Here is a 22794-nt window from a genome sequence, read left to right on the forward strand (position 1 = left end):
AATATTTACTTTTTTTTACTCTATATGCATAATCCATTTATCATCTGTATAACTGCCATTTATATCAGAATAATATAATTCTAATGCTTCTTTCTTTGTGCCGACTTTTGATAAATAGATATATCTATAATTATTTTTGGGATAAACAAAGTACTTAGGGTTGAGACCTTCTTTAGTTAGTTTTTCTAAAAATTGATTTGTATTTTTCTTTTTAGAAAATACACTCACAATCAAATAATAGCCAGGTGCTGAGTTTGCATTAGACTTCATTTTTCTAATATTAACTGGTTTCTCACTTTTCTTTTTCAATGGTTTTGTGATGGTTCTTTTTTCTGTTTTCTCTTCTTTTTTATAAGAATTAGTAGCCACAACACCAACCTTAGTATCATTTACATTTACAATAGAAAGTAACTTACTATACTTATTGTTTAATTTTGATGAAACTGCTTTTTGAGCATCCTTATTATTGCTAAAAGAATCTAGATACACATAGTAGAAATTCTTTTTAGGATGCTTAAAGTACTTTGCATCAAAATTACGATCTATCATAGATTGCATAAATACTTTTGCATTACTTTCTTTAGAATAATAATTTGCAACTACATAATAACCATTTGAAACCTTTAACTTATGTAATACCTCATTTTTAACTTCTATTTTTTTGTTTCGAATAGGTGTTTTCTTAATTTCTTTTTTTAACGGAACTTGTACTTCTTTTTTAAGAGGATCGCTTTTAAGCAATTTAATTTTCTTTGTTAATGAATCTCTCTTTTTATTCGAAACAGTTTCTACCGGTTTGTTTTGTTCATTACTTTTAATTAGTTTTAAAAGCTGTAGATGCTTTCTTTGAGCTTCTTCTTTTTGAATTTGATTAATAGAGTCTTGACGAGTTTGATATTCATTTATTTTTTTATCTTCTATCTCAGCTAATTTATTTAAAACTGAATTTTTTTCTAAACTAGATACGTCTTCATTTATTTTTACATAATCATGTTTTCCAAAAAAATATGTTAATGAAATTTCGTTTGTAACACCTAAGTTGTTCTTTCCCTTTTCATAAACAAAACCAATTGAAATTTTTTCCGAAAGATTAAATCCAATTCCAAATGCCGCTCCAAATAAATCATCATAAGTAGATTGTACCCAACCTACCTTAGGTAGGTCTAATAACAAACTACCCGTTAATCTGGCATCGCTTTTACCTCGTTTTCTAACAACACTAAGTAATTGAAATTTACCATCTTTTAGTATACCTGCATTATTATTAAATGGTTTCGTATACATTAAATGTCCTGAAAAAGTTTTTTCTGAAAATGGGGTAATAAACTCGTAAGCTTTCAAGTCATAATCCATTAAATTCTCTAGAAACACACCCAAATCAAAATTACCTAAAGTAAGATTTACAGCTGGCTGAAAGTTAATAATTGGTCTTTCCTGAAAGTTTACTAAAAACGGGTCTGGATTAGATACAACTACTTTACTTCGGTCAATTCCGTTTCTAGAATACATAAAATTAAAGCCAAATGCCAAAGCATTCTTGTCACTTAATTTCACTTGATACCCATAATTTAAAAGTACTCCAAAGTTCTTAAATATTCCATAATTTTGTTGAAAAACACCTAAACCCACACCTACTTTTTCACTAATTCGACCAGAATAACTTCCAACATATAATTGAGGTGAATCATCAAAATCTGAAAATTTATTTCTGCTTAAGAAGCTTAAAGATGTTGTGTTCTCTCTTGCTACAGAAAAAGTTGGATTTAAAAAGAACCGATTGTGCTTTAAAAAATTATGAGATGAAAAATTATTATACAATTCTTCTTGTGTACTTTGAGAAAAGATTGTACTTGTAAATAGTACTAATACTGCAATATAAATAGAAGCTTTAAACATATTATTTTACTACTGAAATAGTTCCTTTTTTTATGATTTTACCTTTTTGTTTAATAACGTAAAAAAACAATTGACTTTTAGAAATGGTTTGATTATTTGGCCAATCATTTTGGTAATTTGTAGTTTTTAAAAGCTGCTTTCCATTCGCATTATAAATTTCAACTTCTACATCTAACTTAAATGCATATTTATTTGACAAAACCCAGGCATCATTTACACCATCTCCATTTAATGTAAGCGCATTAGGAACTGCTTGTTCTTCATTCTCAGAAACAGTTACTATCTTAAGAACTTCACAATTATTAACTTTTGCTAATAAATTGTAAATTCCTGGACTATTGATTTCTATTGATGAAAAAGCACTTAACAGGTTTCCATTATTATCTAACCATTCATAAGAATCTGCACCGCTTGCATTAATTATTTTAGTTTTACCGCTATTTAAAATAAAATCTAATGGCGAGTCTATAGTAATAATAGAGGTGTCAAAATCATTTAATAAAATATCGTCAGACGTTGTACTACAACCAAAAGCCGCTACATTAACCTTATAAATACCAGATACTTCTGTTTCAAAAATAAAATGATTAGAATTAGGAACTAAGACACCGTTTTTAAACCATTGGTAGGTATAATTTGAATTCTCTGTTGTTGTTAGTTGAATTGTATTGTCACAAATTATATTTGAACTTAATGATGAAGTTATAAGTACATTTGGTATGCTTAATTTAATTGCTATTTCGTTTGAAACACTCTTTACCCCTCCAATAATGACATTTAAAGAATAAACACCATTTTGATTAAAGTTACCTAGGCTTACCTCTTTTTCTGTTTCATTATTCACGAGAATGCCGTCTTTAAGCCATTGAAAATCTAAATATGTATATTGATTTTCAATTACAACATATTCTATATTATTTGTATCGAAAGCGCGAATAGACTTAACTTCTATAGCTGTAGTATTAGATTTACATGAAACATAATTAGAAGCAACGTCTACAACAGCAGTTAATTTAATAATTTCATTCACGGTAAATTCTGGCGATTCTTGCGTAGTTGCACAAGAACTACCGCCTGTTACTTCCGCTTTATATATTCCTGGTACTGTAATCTCAATTTGATCTTTATTACTGTTTGGCAACTCTACTCTATCTCTAAACCATTTTACTGATGCATTTACCGCATCATATACAATCTTTAGCGTTTTTGTTTCACCATCTAAAATAAAAGAGTCTATACTAGAAACCGGAGTAATAGAAAAACTTGAAGCAACTTGCTTAACTACAACTTCTTCAGAGACACCTATACATCCATTTATATTTTCTACTTCTAAATAATACTTCCCTAAATCACTGCTATTTTTAATTGTAAAAGTTGGAGAGTAATCTGATAAAGGAGCAATTTTAACTCCATCTTTAAACCAAGAATAAATATAATCTGAATTATTAATAGAGGCTTCCAGCATATAAGAACCATCTAAACACACCTCGACTATTGGGTCTCCTTTTATTACGACTTCTACCTCAGGAAGCATTGATACTTCAACCATATTAGAAACAACTGCCGCATAACAAGAACCATAAAAAATCTCACTGTAGTACAAACCCGGTTCTGTAACGGTTAGTGTTGAACCTCCTAAAGAAAGCTTAACTCCGTCTTTATACCATTGATATTTAGATGCGGATGTAATATTTAGCACTAATTCTTTAGACGCTCCATTACATAAAATTACATCTGTAAAATTATTTAAAATAAGTCTCTCTGAAGTAACATAATAAGCTTCAAAAGAGTTAGATTCTGGACTAATTTTCTCAGGGGAAGATGATCTTACCCTTAACTTATAACCTTCTCCATGCGCATCTGTAGGCATCTTAAAAGTTGTTGAAAACTTAAAAGATGAGTTTTGGTTTGTAATTGTTTTTACAGAAGTAGCTGATGAAAAATTACCGTCTTTGTCTGATAATTCTAAAGTAAAAACATTATCGTTATTAAAAGAGGTTGTATTGTATATTATTTCTAATTCGAAAGAATTAAAATTTGCACTAGCACATGCATAGGTATAACTTAATACTGGCTTCTCAAGCTCTTGAGACACCAATAAAAAAGAATTAATAATTAATAAAAAAGTTAGGGCTCTTTTTTTAATGATCTTTTATTTTATAATTACTAACAGAATTAGCAAAAGGGGTTAATCTAACAAAGGTAATTTTTTTTAAATGAAAATCTGTTTTTAGTTGACTTTATTTAATCTTGATTTATAAAGAATTAAAGATTCTCTTTTAGGAGCTCTTAAAAAACTGCAGTAGCTTAACTTTGGTTAATCATTTTACGCTAGCTAACTGAATTTCAATTGTTTTGAAACCCAAATTATTATTTAGATATAGATTCTAGTAAGAAACAAAAACTTTTAATTTTTTATTATCACACTTAGAAAACAGTATTATATTCTTAGCTAATCGTATTAAAAAAACTCTTGAAATAACCACTTTTTAATAAGGATCCTTGGGAATGTATCGAGTTTCCTATGTAAACAAATCGTTAAGACCTTTCAGTCTTCCTTACCTTTTATACAAACATCTAGAGAGTACATTTGATGATTTTTAGCAACATCTAGTAAATGAAAGGTATCAAAAAAATTAATTCTCAAAAGAGTTTCAAGAATTTTAATCTAATTATCTACACAAAACTCTGCCGAAAAGTGAATCGCATTAGAAAAATTATATTTCAAAATAAATTATCTACTAAAAAACTAGCTTCCCCCAACAATAAGAATCGCTTGCATTCTTACTTTTTATAACTACTTAAATAAGTGTTTACTTTAATTAAAAGCAATACAAAAATCATGAATAAAGCTCCTAAAGCAGCTAATTGGAATGCTATATTTTTAGTAATCTCTTTTATTTCATAACCAATAGGCTGAAAATTAGAAATAACATTTATAACTTCATATTTATTAGATTTTTTTAGGACTACACTTTCTAATTCAGCATTTAGTTTTCGATTGGTTTCAAAAAGCTCTAGTTCTTTGGTTGTTCTTTTTTCACCTCCTAAATCTATACTTGTTCCATTAGATTGTTTTTTAGCTTCCTCTAACATCACCTGCATATAAATTCTTCTTAAAGAATCTACCTGTCCTAAATTCATGCGAAGAAGAGAATCTGTTCTATTCAGGTTTTCATTTACTAACTCTTTAACCCGATTAAAGTATTTATTATCCATTACAGATGATAAGATAATTTCATCTAATTGATCAAAAACATCATTTTTTTGTGCAATAACATGTATTTTATGAATCTTATAATCTAAATCTGTAAAAGATCTTTTAAATTCATCGAAAGTGTAACTCTTTACTGTTGTTGTGTCTACAGATAGAATAAAATCGTCATAAGAATTGATAATGTCATTTTCATTTACAATTGGCTCTATTGTAAATTTCTTTAGTGAACCAGCAGTTTCTTTATCTAATTGAAACGTTTTTTGAATTCTTGCAGTGTCCTTTTGCCTTACCAAGTCATTATAAAATTTCACGTTATTATACAACTGTCTTGCACTTTTAAAATTTGGCTCTACTAATAAATCAGAAGCATACGTTTTACCTTTTTTAACCTCTAAAACAAAACCAATTACTAAACCAATAATTGCTGCAACACCAATTTTAACAAAATTATCTTTCAAGAAAATTAATACTGATATAATTATATGAAATATCCCTTTAAAAAAATCTTTAATGAAATTAAAAAACTTCGTAAATCCTTTTCCTATAATAACAAATAAAGAGCCTAAATCTACTTCTTCTTCGTTATTATTGTTAATCTTGTTTGGTTGTTTATTGGTTGGCATCTTTCTTTTTATTGATGAACAGTTTAACTGTTAAAAATTTGTTCTAATATTTTTTGTGTTATAGCATATGTTGGTGTTACACCCGTCATCCCTAAACCTCCAGAAGCTAACGTAGCTCCTGTTTCTAAAGGATTATCTGATGCATAATACGCATATCTTACTTTTACGTCTCCAGATATATTTCCTCTAATTTTAGAGGCAGACTGTATTGCTTTTTGGTAATGAGCACCTTCCATTTCTAGCCCAATAACATTCCAAGTAGAATCATGAAAAAACTTCAATAAATCTTTATTCTGTAAAGAGGTTCCTAATACAGAAACCATAGAACCATCAAAAACCTCGATACCAAAGCCTTCTAAATCTTCTTTAGTTAGTTCATTTTTAAACGGATAATTATCTGCTGTTCCTTCAAAAATATGTGCAGAAGGAATCATAATATCTCCCTTTCCTCCTTCTAAAATACCCGCTTTACCCATTATAGAAACAGATTTTACATCTAAATGCGTTTTAGTATTCTTTTTACAAGTGTAAGGTTTTAGTAATTCATCCATTGTTTCAAAGGCCTGTTCACCAAAAGCATAATCCATCACAATAATAACAGCGTTATCTTCTAGCTTTTCTTTCTTAGCGAATGATAATACTTCAAAATTTATTTTAGCAGTATCTATTACTTGCACATTAATATTTGTACCAGAAGTATCTTTGATATAAATAAGTCCGTTTGAAGAAGCAAAATCTTTCACTTTTTTCTGCAAAGGTTTACTGTCGGAGTTACTTAAAACCTGATACAATTCAAACCCTTTTAAATCCTTTACTTCTTTTGGCAATGCGTTTTTTGCATATATCGAATTTAATACACTATGCATATTTGCACTTATAATGTGTATTGGTCTTTCTAGTAAGCTATGCTCATTTAAAACTTTTTTAATGTCATTCGCCCAAATTTCACCGTAAATATGATGCCCTATTTCTTCTACCAAAATAGAACTAAACGTTACCGTTCTTTTATTATTTTCTAAAACTTCATTAATTGCGAGTTTACCCAACCAATAAATTAATTGAAAAAAGCGATCTGGATTTTCTTCCGATGAAAAATTTTTATAAATACTTAAAACCTCATCAAAAGTTCTTCCTAAAATATTACCTAAATGAGCAATAGTAACCTCCCTTTCTTCTTCTGTAACTTCTTTTTGATAAAGTACAATATCTTCCAAATGTTTCCATTCTCTTGTAAAATCTTCACCATCATTTAGTGTAACTCTTTCCTGAATTTTATGAGACTCTATAAATAAGAAGGTTAAGTGTGTTAGAATATCATAGATTTCAGACCTTCCTCTGGTAATCTCAATATTCATTTGATCTTTATCTATTCTATAACAATTTCTTCTTCTTTTTGGAGGAATAATTGAGTTAAAATGCGAGTTTTTATACCCTTCATCTGCCGTTAAATTAATATACTGGCATTCTTCGATACCTTCTGGAAGTCTTTCGATAACATACGTTAAACCGCTTAATTCTATTCTTTCCTCTCCTATAGACCCATAAATTTCTGGTCGTAAAGAAAGTAAAGATTTTCTTAAGGTTTCTCCCGAAATTCCCATTGGTTTATAAAAACCTCTACTAAATAAGTGTCGCATAGAAATATATAATTTCTCTATAGCATTTGTAGATTCTTGCGCGCGTGTTCTTGCTATTTTTTTAATTTCTGACATATTGCAATTTGTTATTCAAATATAATACTATTTCCCTGATAAAACCTTATCGTATTTATCTTCATTTTTCAACAAAATAACTGCTTCATAGATCGTTTTATCGTACTTTAAGTTGTGCATATAAACACCCTCTTTATAAAAATACCTTTCTAAAATTTCTGCTTTTATTAAAACTGAAATAATATCTTTATTTTTTGATATTTCTGTAATTTTATCTTCTGCTAATTTCTCTCTTATTTGATTATATTCTCTTAGAATGTTATTTTCTTTGGAAGCTAAAAAAGCTTTTTTAAATAAAGACTCTTGGGCTGTCACAAAAGTGGTATCAATTTTTAAATATGCTGAAAAATCATCAAAAACTGAATTTTTAAAATTGAAATTATCTAAACTATCAAGAGTTGGGTTCTCATAAAAATAACGCGTTGCAAAATTAAAAATTGCTTTCGTATTTAGTAACTCTTCTGTAGTTTCGTTTCTGTTTGATGTGTTAATCTCAATATCAGGCATTACACCTCCTCCATCATAAACAGTTCTACCATTCGCCGTCTTAAAAGCATTAATTCCTTTATCAGAAAACTTAGGAACCACTCCTGTTTTACGATCTCTGTTTTCATAATCTAATTCTTGAATACATCTTCCGCTTGGTGTGTAATATTTAGAAATTGTTAATTTCAATTGCGTACCATACATTAATTCTCTGTAACGTTGCACTAAACCTTTTCCAAAAGAACGTTTTCCCATAATTACAGCCCTGTCATAATCTTGCAGAGAACCACTTACAATTTCAGATGCCGATGCAGAACGTTCATTTATTAAAACAACAATAGGTATTTCTAAATCTAACGGTTCTTCTTTAGTATTATACGTGTTGCTCCACTTTTTTATTTTAGCCTTTGTGCTAACTATTTTTTTTCCTTTAGGTAAAAAGAAATTAGAAATTCTAATCGATTCTAATAAAGAGCCTCCAGGGTTGTAACGAAGATCAAAAACAAGCTTGGTCATTCCTTGTTTCTTTAATTTTCTGTAGGCTTTTTTTACTTCAGAAGACGCTTTTTCATTAAAACGAGTTAACGTAATATACCCTGTTTCTTCATCTATCATTTCTGCGAATGGCACAGGATTGATAACAACTTTGTCTCGAGTTATTTCTTTTTTTAGAATATTCCCCTGTCTTTCAACTTCAATAGAAAATTTACTATCTGGTGTTCCTTTTAAAAACATAGAAAGTTGGTCTCTTTCCATATTTTTTATAGATTGGTTGTCTACGGAAACAATAATATCACCGGCTTTTAAACCTGCTTTATCCGCAGAAAACCCTTTGTAAACTTCACTTATTTCAATGCCTTTTTTGGTGTAAAAAACCACAACTCCAATGCCGCCATATTCTCCTGCTCTTCTTATTTTTGCAGTTTCTACATCTTGTTCATTGTAAAAATTAGTGTACGGATCTAAGTCTTTAAGCGTGTTTTTAATTGCTTTATTTGTAAATTCTGCAGGATTAATTTCATCTACATAATACATATTTAGTTCTTTAAATAATGTATTGTAAATCTCTATTTGTTTTGCAACTTCAAAAAACTTCGATTTAAAAGAATAGGTTAGAAAAATAGTTCCTATCAATAATAAAACAACGGTTTTCTTTTTAAGGTTGAATATTTTCATCTGCTGTATTTTTTGTTTTATTGATAAATAGCGTTAATAGCTTCTCCATTTTTAAGTACAATTCTTCATAATTAATCTCATCTCTCCCAATATACGAAATCATAAAAACGTAGGGTTCTTCTAAATTATTGTAGACAATTTGTTTTTGTAAACGATACGTTTCTCGCATCAATCTTTTTAAACGATTTCTATCTGGAGCCTTTTTAAAATTCCTTTTTGCTACAGAAACACCAACCTGACAAGGAAAATCTGATGTATGTTTAGTTTGAACATACATCATTCTTAAAGGAAAAGTTTTTACAGAATTCCCTTCCGAATAAAGCTTTTCTATTAACTTCTTACTTTTTAGACGTTCTTGTTTTCCTAGCGTATTTCTCATCTTTACAAACTTACTAGAAATCGACAACTTTTTAACAATTTCTAATCGCTAACTTTAAAAAAGTTGCGTATTTTTAAGAATTATTAAAACATTGCTTTTCTTAAGATATTGTTAAATGTTAAACAATATTTCATAGATTTGTTTAAAACTATACTTTAAAGATATGAAACCCGACTTATTCCAAGCTCCAGATTATTATAATATAGACGACTTATTATCCGAAGAACACAAATTAGTACGAGATGCTGCTCGTGATTGGGTAAAGCGAGATGTTACACCTATTATTGAAGAATATGCCCAAAAAGCAGAGTTTCCAACGCAAATTATTGCTGGTTTAGCAGAAATTGGTGCTTTTGGTCCTTATATTCCAGAAGAATATGGCGGCGCAGGTTTAGATCAGATTTCTTATGGTTTAATTATGCAAGAAATAGAAAGAGGAGATTCTGGTGTGCGTTCTACCGCCTCGGTACAATCTTCTTTGGTGATGTATCCTATTTTCACTTACGGAAATGAAGCACAACGAAAAAAATATTTACCAAAATTAGCTTCTGGAGAATGGATGGGGTGTTTCGGATTAACAGAACCTAATCATGGTTCTAATCCGTCTGGAATGGAAACTAATTTTAAAGATAAAGGCGATCATTATTTATTAAATGGTGCAAAAATGTGGATTTCTAACGCACCATTTGCACAAGTTGCGGTTGTTTGGGCAAAGAATGAAGAAGGTAGAATTCATGGATTAATTGTAGAAAGAGGAATGGAAGGTTTTTCGACTCCTGAAACACATAATAAATGGTCTCTTCGTGCTTCTTCTACAGGTGAATTAATTTTTGACAATGTAAAAGTGCCAAAAGAAAATTTATTGCCAAATAAATCTGGACTTGGAGCACCGTTAGGTTGTTTAGATTCTGCAAGATATGGTATTGCTTGGGGCGCAATTGGTGCTGCAATGGATTGTTATGATACAGCTTTAAGATATTCTAAAGAACGTGAGCAATTTGGCAGACCAATAGGACAGTTTCAATTACAACAAAAGAAATTAGCAGAAATGATAACCGAAATTACCAAAGCACAATTGTTGGCTTGGAGATTAGGTACTTTAAAAAATGAAGGAAAAGCAACCTCTGCTCAAATTTCTATGGCAAAACGAAACAATGTAGACATGGCTTTAAAAGTTGCTAGAGAAGCAAGACAAATGCTAGGCGGAATGGGAATTTCTGGCGAGTATTCTATTATGCGTCACATGATGAATTTAGAAAGTGTTATTACCTATGAAGGTACCCACGATATTCACCTTTTAATTACCGGTTTAGATGTTACTGGTTTAAATGCTTTTAAGTAAAAATAAGAAAATGCATAAAGCGGAAAATCCATTTATAGGAAATTCCGCTTTTTACTAAAAATTCTTAATAAAAAAGAGCATTTATTAAAACCTCTCTTTATAAATAACCAACCACTACCGTTATTAGTATTATTTTATTTGTTATCTAAGTTAGCGTATTCTTCTTCAGATATTTTTCCTGAATAAATATCACTTAATTCTTCTATTTTAGTTAGCATAAATTTGTGTAGTTCCTCATCCATATTTTTAAGCATCTTAACATTACTAGATTTAAGTTTACCTGGAATTACATAATTATTATAGTAATAGAAAAAATAACGATCGATATCTCTGTTTGACAAAGTATTGTCTTGAGCAATTAACCATCCTAACCTTAAAGAAGAACGTCTTTGAGCTGCCGTTCCGTGGGAAGAACCATTAGCACCCGCTATAGATTGAGAAAAGTTATATGCTGGAATAACGTTAGACCAAGTTGAAGTATAGCTTTTTCTTAAAAAATATCCTGCAAAACCATCTGCTTCTAACTCGACATTAGAGGCTCCTGTAACAGAAGGGTATCCTTGTCTAAACTGTACTTGATGTGCTACTTCATGTGCAGCAATATATGCTACAGCAGCTCTTCCGTAATTTAATGCGCCATTTAACATTTCTTCTCCCCAAATAATATAATTTCCTGGAGGCCCGAAAGATAATGCATTAAAAGTACCGTTTCCAGCAGCAAAATAAAGAGTTACATTATTAAGTCCAAAAAGGCTCGATGCATTATTATTCTGTTGCTTTAAAAAATTTGTTTCACTAGTATTTATTAGTGTATTTGACCAATAAGAATTTGGGCCAAATTGAGACACAGTAGCACAATCATGTGCTATGTCCATACTATTTAAATGACTCGGTAGAAGACCCATTTCTGGGGCATTCGCATTTATAAGTGCTGTTTCTTCTACTCCTTGTTCGCTACAACTTTGCAACGAAAGTAAAAGTGCTAAAGTCATTAATTTAATAATTTGTTTCATGTTTTTTAGGGGTTAAGGGTAATGGTTGATTAATTTAATAACGAACATAAGTTTTAAATATTATTCATTAAATTAATAAAAAAGATATAGAAAATTTAATTTTTTAACAAAACAAACATTAATAACTAACGATAGTCTATTTTTTTACGAATTTAGATCTTCAAAATTTATGGAAAAAATTTTAGCTTTTGCTTTAAAAAAGATAAAAATTAAGAAGCTTTCTGTAATAAAATATTTGGGCATCTTTTACAATTAACACCTTTTTTCTTGTACTTATTACAACATTTCCCTTTAGGTTTTATACAATTTTCTGAGCAAACAGCATTACAAGTAGATTCTTGAGACAGCTGTATGGTTGGGGTACTTTCTGTATAAAAAACAATCATATCCTAAAATTATAATACTGCAAATATAACTCTTTATTTAGAATAAATAAAAATAATACTTTAACTATTAGTTAAAGATCATTTAACCCATAAGCTTTACATTAAACAAAATTTTCGGATACTTTAGCCGGTTTAATATGAAAACAAATATTCTTTTATGTCTTTTAATTTTATCCTTTAATTTACTTTTTGGGCAAAAAATTAAATTTAAACCCTTAACAACAAAAGAAGGTCTAACAAACAATTCTGTAAAAGATTTAATAAGCGATAAAGATGGTCGTTTATGGATTGCTACTTGGGACGGTTTAAATATCTATGATGGTAATCGCATCAGTTCATTCAAACATCAACAAAATAATCCTTTAAGTATTGCAGGTAACATTATTATTAGATTTCAAAAGGATAAGAATGATACTATTTGGATGCTAACGAACAATAAATCGATAAGTATTTATAAAGGAAATGGTGTTTTCAAAAATTATTATTTAGAAAATCAACCTAAAGATATTACACTTTCTAAAACAGGGTATTTAGTTATTATTTATGAGAAAACATTTTTTAGACTAGATAAAGGAAAGCTAATACCTATTAATGAAAGTGAAATTGAAAATAGCGATTCAATAGCTCCTTTAGAAAAGTATCTTTTAAAAAAACATACAGCGCTGGTTATAAATGATGTTCTTAAAGATGATGAAGGAAATATTTGGTATGCTACGCGTAAAAATGGGTTGTATATAATTCCTAATACAACAGATAATGTCGATAATAACCGTATTGATCATTATATATACGACCAGTATTCTCCTTATAGTTTTACAAGTAATGAAATTGAAAAACTGTATCAAGATGATTTTGGAAACATTTGGTTAGGACATAAAGATGGAGGAGTAAGTATGGCTTATAAAAACTCTGAAAAAATAACAACAATAATACCACATCCTTTAAATTTTCCTCATTTACCAAACGAAACTATACGTGCTATAACAAAAGATAGTGAAAGTAAAATATGGCTTGGGTATTATACAAAAGGACTCTTCTTTTTTAGCAATAAAACGAAATGTTTTTTACCATACACAATATCTGAAGCAAAAAATAATGACGATTTAAATCGTATTAGAAGTTTATATACAGATTCTAGTGGCACTATATGGGTTGGTACTTATGCGGGCATTATACGTATAGATAAAAAAGGGTATAAATTATACAATGCAGAAATAATTAATGCTTTTCCAGATAATAGAAATTATGCTTTCTATGAAGATGCACAAAAACAATTATGGATTGCATGTTGGGGAGGTTTAGCAAAATTTAACCTTACTAATAACGCGTTTGAAACGTATAAATATCAAGAACAATTAACTTCCTTTAATATTCGTCATTTTATTATAGAAGAAGACCTAATAGCAATTGCAACCGAAGAAAAAGGAGTATTATTTTTTGATAAACAGAAAGGGGTAATAAAGCAAATAACTACAAATGAGGGTATATTAGGAAATAGTATATATAATATCTATTATGATAAAAAAACTAAATATTATTGGATAGCCACATTAGGAGGCGTTAGTATTTATAATTTAGAGAAAGGTATTATAAAAAACATTACCGAAAAGGAAGGACTTCCAAGTCACATGGTATATGGTTTGCTTCCTAATAATGATAAAATATGGATAAGCACAACTAAAGGTGTTGCTTTTATAAATAAACTTAATTATAATGTATCTAGTCTTTCTCCCGATCAGGGATGGCAAGCAGAAGAATTTTCAGAAGGAGCGGCATATCAAGACCAAAAAGGAATGCTTTATTTTGGCGGAATAAACGGACTGAGTTATCTACAGCCTAATGTATACAACCAGCCAAATTATTTGCCCAAGCTAAAAATTGTTATCAATGATGATGAAAATTTTGGCAGCGTATTAAAAAAAGAATACACAGATAATAGTCTTACTATTTCTATCAACTCAATTGAATTTTCAAATACTAAATCTCCTGTTTTTTATAAACTAGAAGGTATAGATAGCTCTTGGATTAGACTGGATGATGACAAAATATTTTATGAAAATATTCCGTCAGGAACATATAATTTTTTTACTAAAATTAGAGATTTTGAGCACACAAAAAAGAACGTGTTTCAACTTCATATAGAGAAACCTTTTTATAAGACACTCTTATTTTATCTTTCGGTATTAGTAATATGTTGTCTTTTAATAACATTGTTTATCCTAAGAAAAAATATAGTTTCAAAAAAGCATCAAAAAGAATTAGAAAATAAAATAATAAAAAGAACGACTATCATAGAAAATCAGAAAAAAAACTTGGTAGAAGTTAATAGAAATCTTGAGGAAAAGAACAAAGAAATTCTTAATCAAAAAGAAACCGTTTTAGCATTGCATCATCAAATTAAAAACAAAGATTTTGAGGTAGATAAATTTAAAACCTTTGTACTTTCTTCTTTTAAACCAAAGCTTTCTAAGATGCTTGCTCAAATTCAACAATTAGAGAAAACAGCAGTTAGTAATTTGTTACATCTAGAAACAATTGGCCTCGTGCAATTAATTTCTGAATGGGATTATCTAAACCAAGTAAAAGATTTAGGTAGTTTGAAGCCGAGTCAAATTCATTTTAAAAATTTTATTACTAATTTATACGAACAAGTTCATTCAGAAAAAACAACAACAAAAGCAGTCTTTAAGTATGTTAATAATACGGATACAGATATAATTCAAATGGACGTATTAAGGTTTCGGTTATTGTTTCAATATTTACTAAACGACATTCTTAAATTCACAGAAGATAATGACGAGTTAACAGTAACTTGCGAATTAACGTTAAATACTATTTTATTAAAAGTTGAAACAACAAGTTATTTATTAGAAGAAGAATGGCATAATATTCAGCAATTTAGTCCTAATTACAAAGCGGCTGAAATATTACTTAATGACCTGGAAGGTAAATTGAGTAGAACAAATGCATCTTCTTTTGAGCTTTCTGTAAACATTCCAATTAAAACCTTTCTTAAAGAAGAGCCTGCATTTGGAAAAGTGATATTAAAGCATTTGTATCAAAAAGAAAATATTTCTAAAGAGATTCCTGTTACTTTGGTGCTTTGTAAAGAGGAAGATGCTAATTTAGTTTATCAATTGGTAAAGCATGACGATTTTCAGCTAGTTTTTGAACACGATATTCAGTCTATGTATTCGGCTATACAAAACTTGGCTGTACAATCATTCATTCTATATAATATTCCTTTTACACACGAATGTGAACAATTACTTAAGCATCATAAAGTTCAGCAATTTCCGGTTATCTATATAGCAGAACAAGTTGATTTTATTTTTGAAGAACAAGCGCTTGATGCAGGTATAAATACGGTAATACATCTTCCTGTAAGCGTCGATTTTATTCATAAAAAAATAATGGCATTAATACACCAATACCAATCGCAGTATCAATCTAAAATAGCAATATTGCGTAATAATTTAGAGAAGAAACCAATCTTAAATTTGCAAGAAAAAATTGTAAAACAAGGTATGGAAATTATTAAAAATCAATTAGGAAATTCAGAATTTAATGTTGACAAACTAATAACAGCGCTAGAGATATCACGTACTAAGTGTTACCGTGTTTTTAAAAAAGTGATGCACCAATCACCTTCAGACATCATTATGAATCTAAGGCTGCAAAAAGCAGAACAATTATTAGTCTTAGGACATCTGAATATTTCGGAAATAAGTTTTGAATGTGGTTTTAATGATCCTAAATACTTTAGCCGTCTTTTCAAAAAACATTTTGATGAGAGTCCGAAATCATTTCAAAAGCGAAAAACAAACAACGATATTCTTTAACGTAAGATTACCCCAATATTACCTTAATGTTATTGTAACAAAAATCCTAATAAACCATCCTTATTCGCTTGTAAAATGTATCAATAGTACACTTTTGTGAAATGATAATCCACCTAAAAATAGCATCACGTTTATAGTTTAGCTTCAAAAATATAAACTATTAAACCAAATGAAAAAATTAACTTTATTACTAACTTTTGTAATTAGTATAACCTCTATGTCTTGGGTTCAGGCTCAAAAAACGATAGAAGGTGTTGTGCTAGATGACTTAAAAACTCCTTTACCAGGAGCAAATATTCTAATTAAAGGTTCGGCAAAAGGAATCTTCGCTAATTTTGATGGAGAATTTAAAATTGATGTTAAAATTGGAGACGTTTTAGAAGTGTCCTTTTTAGGAATGAAAACAAAAGAAGTTCTCATTAAAAATTATAATTATCTAAACATCTTATTAGATGCGGATGCTTCTCAATTAAATGAAATTGTTTTAATTGGTTATGGTTCTTCTAAAAAAGGAGATTTAACATCTGCTATTTCTACCGTTAGTAACATTAAAGATATTGCTTCCAGACCCGTTTCTAACTTTGCTGATTTCTTACAAGGAAACGTTGCTGGTGTTACTGTAATGCAGCAAGGAGGAGACCCTACCTCTAATGCGAGTATAGTAATAAGAGGCTTTGGCTCTGTTAATTCAGAAGCTCCATTAACAGTAGTAGACGGTGTGCCTTATTACGGACCAGCAATTAACCCTAATGACATTGCTTCGGTTTCTATTTTAAAGGATGCGTCGGCTGCTGCTATTTATGGTGCTCAGGCAGCTTCTGGGGTTATTGTTATTCAAACTAAAAGAGGAAAAATTGGAAAACCACAAATAAGTCTAGATGTCTATTCTGGTTTTCAAAGTGCATCAAATTTACCAACATCTTTAAACGCCAAACAGCAAGCAGATGTTTATAATTTAGCTGCTGATAATGGTGGTACTCCAAGACAATCTGCCCATAATGCGACTCAAAACCCTTGGGGACAAACAACAAGAACAAATTGGATGGACGCTATCTTTAGAGCAGCGAGTGTATATAATGTTGCTGCAAATATAAGAGGTGCTTCTGATAAAGTGAATTATATGACTTCTTTCAACTACAATAAGAAAGAAGGTATTTTATTAGGTACACAATCTGAAAGATACTCTTTTCGTGTAAAAAATGATTTTAAATTAACAGATAAAGTTACTGTAGGTGAAAATATCTATTTTTCTAATACACAAGCCACAGGAACCAATACCTCTAGTGGTTATTCAGGTGCTATTATTAGTGCATTATACATGCCGTCTGCTGCTCCTGTTTACGATAATGAAGAAATGTTTCATGGTGTAGTTCCTTATAGCTTATCAAAATTTGCAGGGGCTTATGGAGATGTTTACAATCCTGTGTCATTGTTATTAAGACCAACAGTAGAAAACCCAGTTTCTTTTATAAATGCAAATGTGTTTTTAGATTATAAAATTATTGATGGTCTAAAATTTAAAACAACATATTCTTTTAATAGAACGAATGAAAGCTACAAAGGTTTTTTTCCTAAAAGACCAGAGTTAGGTAGAACTAGTCTAGAAAACTCATTAACACAAAGTAGTAGTATTCTTAATAGATGGGTTTGGGACAACCAATTGTCTTACACTAAATCTTTTGGAAACCATAATTTAAACCTAACAGCTATTTATTCTGCTCAATTTAGTGATTATGAATATGAAGTTGCAACAGGTAAAGGTTTTAGTAGTGAAGCTCCTTTTAATCAATATATAAAAAATGCTTCAGAAATAACCAGTTACAGTTCAAGTGCTCACGAAGATGCACTAACATCTGCAATAGGTAGAGCGATGTATAATTACAACGGAAAATATTTTGTAAGCGGAAGTATTCGTAGAGATGAAACTTCTAGATTAGCGCAAGGAAACCAATCAGACGTGTTTCCAGCAGCATCATTTGGTTGGAAAATTTCTAAAGAAGATTTCTTTAATATTGAAGCAATTAATAGTTTAAAAATGAGAGCTTCTTGGGGACAGATTGGTAACATTAATTCTGTAGGTTACTATTCTTTTGATGTGCCTTTAGGAGGTCAAACACTAATTATTGGAGAAGATGGTTTAGAGAATGACAAAGGAGTTTATGCTAAAAAGCAATCAAACCCAAATTTAACATGGGAAACATCTGAGTCTATAGATATTGGTTTAGACGCTACACTTTTTAATAATAAGTTGTCATTAACCTTAGATTATTTCGAAAAAACTACAAAAGGCATGATATTGCCTGGTTTAGAAGATGCACACCAAGGTATATCTGCTGCAGATGTAAATGGAGGTGAAGTTAAAAACACAGGTTTAGAAATTGCTGCTAGCTATACCGATGCTATTGGAGACTTCAACTTCACAATTAATGGAAACGCATCTACTCTTAAAAATGAGTTGATAAATCTAAAAGGATACAATAATAGTAACATAAATTATGTAGCTCATGATGATAATGTTAGAAGTGTTTTAACGCCCTACAGATCTGTAGTAGGTAGAGAATTGTTTTCTAATCACTTAATACCCTATTTAGGTATTTTTCAATCTCAGTCAGAAATAGATGCACATGCTAAAAACGGAAACCTTATACAACCGTATGCTGTACCTGGAGATTTAAAATTTCAGGATACCAATGGAGATGGTAGTATTAATGATGACGATAAGGTGTTTATGGATAGTTATCAGCCAGATTTAACATACAGTTTTGGTCTTAATCTAGATTATAAAGGCTTTGATCTTGGTATGGTATTGCAAGGTGTTGCAGGCGTAAAAGCATTTAATGGTTATAAATATGTTGCTTATAACGCGTCATTACAAGGATATAACTTAGATAATAGCGTTTTAAATGCTTGGTCAGATACTAATACAGCTTCAACAATTCCGAGAATATCTACAAAAGACAACAACAATAATTTTGGCACAACCTCTAGCTGGTATTTAGAAGACGCATCTTACTTAAGACTTAAAAATATAACAATGGGGTATACAATGCCAAAAGATGTTCTAAATACAGATTTACGCATTTTCATTTCAGCAGAAAACATATTTACCGTTACTAATTATTCTGGTATAGATCCAGAAGTAGGTGGTAAAGGATTAGATGTGGCTAAATATCCTTTGTCTAAAACATTTACAATAGGCTTGTCTTTAAAGTTATAAACTAATAAAATAATAAAAAATGAATACTAAAATTTTAAAAACAGTACTGATCCTTTTAGGCCTTACATGTTTTACAATAACATCTTGCTCTGATGATTTTACCAATTTAGAACCCAAAGGAAGTTCTTCTTATAGTAACTTCTGGAAAACCGAACAAGATGCCATAGAAGCAGCGAATAGCATGTACTATTACATGAAAGATGGAGATATGTTCGGTAGAGGATTTATGTGGTATATTAATGCCTCAGATGATATGATAACTGGTCGTATTAAAAGTTATGCTGATAATACCAAAAACTTTAATATTAGTGGTGATGAAAGTGGTTTAAAGTGGATGTATCCTCAAAGTTATAAAATCATACGAAGAGCTAATGATATTTTACTTAATGTTGCTACGATGGACATTAATAAAAAACTAAAAGACAAAATTTTAGGTGAAGCTTATTTTATGAGAGCTTTTCATTACCATTGGTTAGCATATCATTATGGAGACAACAGTTTAAACGGAGGAATACCTATTATTACTGAAGAAAACATGTTTGATGATGCAGGTAGCTATAAAAGACCTACAAGCGTTACAGAAAATTATAAACAAATTATTGAGGACCTAAATAAAGCAAAAGATTTATTGCCTTTATATACCGAATATAGCACAGAAGATTATGGGCGTGCTCATAAAGATGCAGCATTAGCTTACATTGCAAAAACATACTTATACTGGGCACAACATGACGCTTCTAAATATGCAGCTGCGGTAACAGCTTGTGATGCGGTAACTAATTCAGGATCTGGAAGAGCTTTGGTAGATACAAATACCCCATCTGAAGATTACAGATTATTACATAGTCATTTAAATAATTGGACTAGTGAATACATATGGTCTGTAGATTCTGGTATACAAGGAGGAAGTATATTGCCAGGAGTTATGTTAGAAAACAAAGGCTGGGGAACTTATAATGGTTGGGGTTACTATCAACCAACTCAAGAATTATATGAAGCATTTGAAAATGGTGATGCAAGAAGAGAAGTTACCATTCTTAAATTTGGAGATGAATTTCAGTTTTTTGGCGAAACAAAAAAGTACCAATCAGAAAACTCTTTATCTGGTTTTCAATTTAATAAATATATGTATGAATATCAATTTGAAAATCCAATAGGAACTTATATAAACCCTAATGGAGACTCCCCTACAACAGCATACAATATTCCTATTTTACGTTATGCAGAAATTTTACTAATAAAAGCAGAAGCATTAATTATGTTAGGAAAAAATGGAGATGCTCCTTTAAATTTAGTAAGAAATAGAGCGGGCCTTACCCCAATAACAAATGCGACTATGACAGATTTAAAGAATGAAAGAAGAGTTGAATTTGCAGGAGAATATGCAAACAGACATTTTGATTTGGTACGTTGGGGAGATGCAAAAGAAGTATACAGTAAACCTCTTCACGGTAGAATTCATACAGACCGTTCAGATCCAAATTCGTCTTATAAAATAGAAGAAATATGGCCAGCAAGAAATTTTGATGCTTCTTATATGAATGTATGGCCAATTCCGAATCAATCGGTAAATTCTTCTGGAATACCTCAAAATAAAAATTGGTAAAAAATTGTTTTTTTAATTATTTGTTTGAATTTAGAAGGTGCTATCTAGACATTTAGATAGTACCTTTTATTAATTATTTATTTATGTTTTATAGAGTCCAAAAAATTATCATCCTTTTTATTTGCTGTGTAGCAAGTATAAATGCTCAACAAAAAGTACATTCTCATAATGATTACTTGCAAAAAGTTCCGTTTTGGAACGCCTTTTCTGCCGAGGCAAGTTCTATTGAAGTAGACGTTTTATTAAAAAACAATACACTTTACGTTGCCCATAGCCAAAGTGATATTATTGAGAACAGAACACTTGAAGGTTTATATCTAAACCCTTTACAACAAGCTCTAAAGTTAGGTTTTAATGATACAAAAAACATTCATTTACTAATTGATGTAAAATCTAATGCCTATAAAACACTCCATAAAATTATAGAGGTTTTAAAAAGTTACCCTAATTTAACAGAAACAAATAAAATTTCGTTTACTATTTCTGGTAACAGACCAAAACCATCAGAATATAAAAACTATCCAGATTTTATAAAATTTGACTATCAAAGTTTAGAAAATATTTCAATTGATGCTTGGAAAAAAGTAGCACTTATTAGTTTAGATTATAGTAAGTTTTCAAAATGGAACGGGAAAGGACGTTTTACAAAAGCCGACAAGCAAAAAATAATTAACGTTATAGAAGCAGCACACAAATACCATAAACCATTTAGGTTTTGGGGTACACCAGACTCAAAAACAGCTTGGAAAGCTTTCTCTGACTTAGGCGTCGATTTTATAAATACAGATATGCCTTTTGCTTGTTATCAATATGTAAAAAACTTTAAAAAGCGTACGTACACAAACTCATTATTTTCAAAAGTATATACACCTACTTTTAAAAATGATCAGAAAAAGAAGCCTGTAAAAAATATTATTTTATTAATAGGTGATGGAAATGGACTCACCCAAATATCTGCCGCTACTTTAGCAAATAAAGGAGCATTAACATTAACACAACTTAAAAGTATTGGGCTTATTAAAACGCAATCTTCGGATGATTTTACAACAGACTCTGCTGCTGCTGGTACTGCATTAGCAACCGGAAAAAAAACATACAATAGAGCAATTGGTCTAGATTCTTCAGAAAAATCTATAAAAAACATTACAGAGATTTTGCAAATGCATCATTTTAATACGGGCATTATAACAACAGATAATATTACAGGAGCAACACCGTCATCTTTTTATGCACATCAAAAAGATAGAGATGATGAATCTGAAATAGCACAAGATTTATTAAAGAGTAAACTCAACTTATTTGTTGGAGGTGGTAAAAATCAGTTTAAGGATTTTGGTGGATTTGAAATTCTAAAATCACCAAAAGAAATTGGTACTTCTAAAAATAATAAAATAGGCTTTTTCATGTCAAATAAAGGTGTGCCTGGAGTTTTAGAAGGTAGAGGTAATCTTTTAGCTGAGGTTACATTAAACAGTTTAGCGTATTTTAAAACAAAAAAGCAGCCTTTCTTTTTAATGATTGAAGGAGCACAGATAGATAGTTACGGACATAGAAATGATACGAAAGGGATTATTAGCGAAGGGATTGATTTTGATAAAGCAATAACTACTGCTATTAAATTTGCGGACGCCAATGAGGGTACTTTAGTTATTATAACAGCAGATCATGAAACTTCTGGCTTTAGTATTCCACAAGGTAATTTAGAAACCCATGAAGTTGAAGGTAATTTTACTACATATGACCATACAGGTGCATTAGTTCCTGTTTTTGCTTACGGCCCTCATTCTAATGAATTTTCTGGAGTCTATGAAAACACCGAAATCTTTCATAAAATAATGAATCTTATAAAACTTTATAAAAAAAGTAAGTAAAAAGGGAATATAAGCAGCTTAGAAAATA

Annotated in this window: 12 protein-coding genes; 5 read left to right on the forward strand and 7 right to left on the reverse strand. The window is 30.1% G+C overall.

Annotation, left to right across the window (positions count from 1 at the left end; translation table 11 throughout):
* Positions 1–15: 15 nt before the first annotated feature.
* The 6 genes from CW731_RS09520 to rnpA all read right to left on the reverse strand — a co-directional run bounded on the left by CW731_RS09520 (position 16) and on the right by rnpA (position 9489).
* On the reverse strand, positions 16–1896 hold the full coding sequence (locus CW731_RS09520; RefSeq protein WP_100946505.1) for a PorP/SprF family type IX secretion system membrane protein: 1881 nt from the start codon (positions 1894–1896) through the stop codon (positions 16–18).
* A 1-nt stretch (position 1897) separates the two neighbouring features.
* Positions 1898–3991 (reverse strand): gliding motility-associated C-terminal domain-containing protein, encoded by a 2094-nt coding sequence (locus tag CW731_RS09525; protein ID WP_100946506.1) that lies wholly within the window; start codon positions 3989–3991, stop codon positions 1898–1900.
* Between the two features lie 689 nt (positions 3992–4680).
* Positions 4681–5736, reverse strand: coding sequence for a hypothetical protein (locus CW731_RS09530; protein WP_100946507.1), 1056 nt, complete (start codon positions 5734–5736; stop codon positions 4681–4683).
* A 23-nt stretch (positions 5737–5759) separates the two neighbouring features.
* The gene (locus CW731_RS09535) at positions 5760–7448 is read right to left on the reverse strand and encodes a hypothetical protein (RefSeq protein WP_100946508.1); all 1689 of its coding nucleotides are present in this window, start codon (positions 7446–7448) and stop codon (positions 5760–5762) included.
* Positions 7449–7475: 27 nt separating this feature from the next.
* On the reverse strand, positions 7476–9110 hold the full coding sequence (locus CW731_RS09540) for a S41 family peptidase (RefSeq protein WP_100946509.1): 1635 nt from the start codon (positions 9108–9110) through the stop codon (positions 7476–7478).
* Positions 9091–9489 carry a ribonuclease P protein component gene (rnpA, locus tag CW731_RS09545; protein ID WP_100946510.1) on the reverse strand — a complete coding sequence of 133 codons (399 nt, stop codon included), beginning with the start codon at positions 9487–9489 and terminating at the stop codon, positions 9091–9093. The genes CW731_RS09540 and rnpA overlap by 20 nt, the downstream gene beginning before the upstream one ends.
* 163 nt (positions 9490–9652) lie before the next feature.
* On the opposite strand from rnpA, the gene CW731_RS09550 reads away from it, so the two are divergent.
* Positions 9653–10831, forward strand: a complete 1179-nt coding sequence (locus tag CW731_RS09550; protein ID WP_100946511.1) for an acyl-CoA dehydrogenase family protein — start codon at positions 9653–9655, stop codon at positions 10829–10831.
* A gap of 134 nt (positions 10832–10965) precedes the next feature.
* Here the strand turns inward: CW731_RS09550 and CW731_RS09555 are convergent, their stop codons facing one another.
* On the reverse strand, positions 10966–11844 hold the full coding sequence (locus CW731_RS09555; protein WP_100946512.1) for a hypothetical protein: 879 nt from the start codon (positions 11842–11844) through the stop codon (positions 10966–10968).
* Positions 11845–12367: 523 nt separating this feature from the next.
* On the opposite strand from CW731_RS09555, the gene CW731_RS09560 reads away from it, so the two are divergent.
* From CW731_RS09560 to CW731_RS09575, 4 genes are all read left to right on the forward strand, one after another.
* Positions 12368–16072, forward strand: a complete 3705-nt coding sequence (locus CW731_RS09560; protein ID WP_100946513.1) for a two-component regulator propeller domain-containing protein — start codon at positions 12368–12370, stop codon at positions 16070–16072.
* A gap of 169 nt (positions 16073–16241) precedes the next feature.
* Entirely contained in the window at positions 16242–19289 is a 3048-nt protein-coding gene (locus CW731_RS09565) for a TonB-dependent receptor (RefSeq protein ID WP_100946514.1), read from the forward strand.
* 19 nt (positions 19290–19308) lie between these two features.
* On the forward strand, positions 19309–20895 hold the full coding sequence (locus tag CW731_RS09570; protein WP_100946515.1) for a RagB/SusD family nutrient uptake outer membrane protein: 1587 nt from the start codon (positions 19309–19311) through the stop codon (positions 20893–20895).
* An 83-nt stretch (positions 20896–20978) separates the two neighbouring features.
* Positions 20979–22766, forward strand: a complete 1788-nt coding sequence (locus tag CW731_RS09575) for an alkaline phosphatase (RefSeq protein WP_100946516.1) — start codon at positions 20979–20981, stop codon at positions 22764–22766.
* The last annotated feature ends 28 nt before the right edge of the window (positions 22767–22794 follow it).

The sequence above is a fragment of the Polaribacter sp. ALD11 genome (assembly GCF_002831685.1).
Taxonomy (GTDB): Bacteria; Bacteroidota; Bacteroidia; order Flavobacteriales; family Flavobacteriaceae; genus Polaribacter.

Coding starts and splice junctions, on each gene's coding strand:
- CW731_RS09520 (WP_100946505.1), bottom strand. CDS start 1,896: ATGTTTAAAGCTTCTATTTATATTGCAGTATTAGTACTATTTACAAGT.
- CW731_RS09530 (WP_100946507.1), bottom strand. CDS start 5,736: ATGCCAACCAATAAACAACCAAACAAGATTAACAATAATAACGAAGAA.
- CW731_RS09535 (WP_100946508.1), bottom strand. CDS start 7,448: ATGTCAGAAATTAAAAAAATAGCAAGAACACGCGCGCAAGAATCTACA.
- CW731_RS09540 (WP_100946509.1), bottom strand. CDS start 9,110: ATGAAAATATTCAACCTTAAAAAGAAAACCGTTGTTTTATTATTGATA.
- rnpA (WP_100946510.1), bottom strand. CDS start 9,489: ATGAGAAATACGCTAGGAAAACAAGAACGTCTAAAAAGTAAGAAGTTA.
- CW731_RS09550 (WP_100946511.1), top strand. CDS start 9,653: ATGAAACCCGACTTATTCCAAGCTCCAGATTATTATAATATAGACGAC.
- CW731_RS09555 (WP_100946512.1), bottom strand. CDS start 11,844: ATGAAACAAATTATTAAATTAATGACTTTAGCACTTTTACTTTCGTTG.
- CW731_RS09560 (WP_100946513.1), top strand. CDS start 12,368: ATGAAAACAAATATTCTTTTATGTCTTTTAATTTTATCCTTTAATTTA.
- CW731_RS09565 (WP_100946514.1), top strand. CDS start 16,242: ATGAAAAAATTAACTTTATTACTAACTTTTGTAATTAGTATAACCTCT.
- CW731_RS09570 (WP_100946515.1), top strand. CDS start 19,309: ATGAATACTAAAATTTTAAAAACAGTACTGATCCTTTTAGGCCTTACA.
- CW731_RS09575 (WP_100946516.1), top strand. CDS start 20,979: ATGTTTTATAGAGTCCAAAAAATTATCATCCTTTTTATTTGCTGTGTA.